General features: G+C 69.7%; 1 protein-coding gene. It reads right to left on the bottom strand.

Annotated features, from left to right (window positions below; translation table 11 throughout):
• On the bottom strand, nt 1–1,913 hold a 1,913-nt coding region (locus HUK84_RS16590; protein WP_176641266.1), incomplete at its 3' end, for a beta-N-acetylhexosaminidase.
• Between the last annotated feature and the right edge of the window lie 2 nt (nt 1,914–1,915).

Raw genomic sequence — 1,915 nt, forward strand, 5'->3', positions numbered from 1 at the left:
GCCAGCGCCGCGAGTTGCCGCGACACCGGGCGGGCCGCCTGGAGGGCCGGCGTGGTGGCGATCCGGGCATAGGCCATGTCGTTGCCGGCATAGGCCATCAGGCGCGCGCGCAGGGTGTCGGCCACCGCATGGTCGCCGGCGGCGTAGCGGGCGGCCATGCCGTTGAAATCCATGGCCGCGAAACTGTCGGGGGCGGCGATGGCGGCCGGGGCCTTCAGCATGGCGTCGCCGCCATGGGCGGCCAGGCGGTTCAGCCCGTAATTGCGCACCGGCACGGTGACCGAGGTCAGGATCGTCAGCGGCGTCACGTCGGCCGGCGTCAGCAGCGCGATCATCCGGTCGGTGTTGGTACCGGCGGCCAGGCCCGTGACCTCCAGCTCGTGCTGTATGGCGGGCAGGCGGCGTTCCATGTCCGCGACGTCATGCACGCCGGCCGGGGACCAGAACCGTTCCGCGATGGCGGCCGAGCGGGGCCAGAGCCGCGCATCGACCATTTCGTCGGAAACGACCTCGCTCCAGAGCGGGGCCTCGCCGCCCAGCACCAGCGCCTGCTGCGCCGTGTCCAGCGGCGTCGCGTGGGGGTCGATGGTGAATGCGTCGACCAGAGCGCCCATTTTCGGCCGGGCCGCGATCGCGTCCTGCGGGGACAGGCCGTCGGCCTTGGGATCCATCGGATCGACCCGGTAATGCTGGGCCGAAGGGCGGAGCAGATCCAGGTAATAGCCGGAGGAGACCACGACCGGGTGGCCGGCGCGGGTGGCCGAAGCGATCCATTTCGAGCTGCGCCAGGCCTCGACCACCACGTTCTTGGGGATCGGGGCCTCGCTGACCTCGTCCCAGCCCATCATGATCTTGCCCTGGGCGGCCAGCACGTCCTGCACCTGGGCGGTGAAGGCGGCCTGCAGGGCGGGGGCGTCGGCGAAGCCGTGGGCCTTCATATAGGCCACGATCCTGGGATTGGCGGTCCATTGCCGGGACGAGACCTCGTCCCCGCCCGAATGGAAATAGCGGTCGGGAAAGAGGCGCCCCATTTCGGCATAGAGCGCGCGGGCGAAGCGCAAGGTCTGTGGCCGGGTGGGATCGAGGGCGGGATTGTTCAGGTTGATCGTCTTCGCGCAGCTTGCCGTCGTTTCGCCTGAGGCGGATTCGGTGGCGCAGGTCTGGTGCCATCCGGGGGTCAGCGGCACGGGCTGCTGGGCGGCAAGTTCGGGGTAGGCTTCCAGAATCGCCAGCGTGTGGCCCGGTATGTCGAATTCGGGCACGATGCGGATGCCGCGATCGGCGGCATAGGCGACCACCGCGCGGATCTGCGCCTGGGTGTAATATTGATGATGGCCGCCGATCTGCTGCAATTTCGGGAACAGGCGGCTTTCGACCCTGAAGCCTGTGCCGTCGCTGAGATGCCAGTGCAGCACGTTCAGCTTGGTCAGTTCCATCGCGTCGAGCTGACGCTCGATCGTGTCGACCGACATGAAATGGCGCGATACGTCGATCATGAGGCCGCGCCAGGGGAAACGCGGCGCGTCGTCGATGCGGGCCATCGCCAGCGAAGCGCCGGCGGAAGAGGAGGACGCGGGCTGGACCAGTTGCAGCAGCGTGGCTAGGCCGTGGATGACCCCGGCGGGGCCGTCGGCCGCCAGCGATACACCATCCGCCGCCACCGACAGGCGATAGGCTTCGCGCGCCCGCACCGAGAGCCAGGCGGGATCGCGCCCGTAGCGGATATGCAGGATCGGCGTACCAACGGGGGGCGTGCCGGCCAGGACGACGGCGCTGCCGGACAGGGCCTGCAGGCGATGGGAGAAGCGGGCCAGGGCCCGCCGCAGCAGCGGCGTCGCCGGGGTCTGCCAATCGACCGCGATCCCGCCCGCGATGGGGAGAGACTGGCCGGACACGCTGGCCGATTGCGGCATCG

This window comes from Nguyenibacter vanlangensis, assembly GCF_013376155.1.
GTDB lineage: Bacteria > Pseudomonadota > Alphaproteobacteria > Acetobacterales > Acetobacteraceae > Gluconacetobacter > Gluconacetobacter vanlangensis.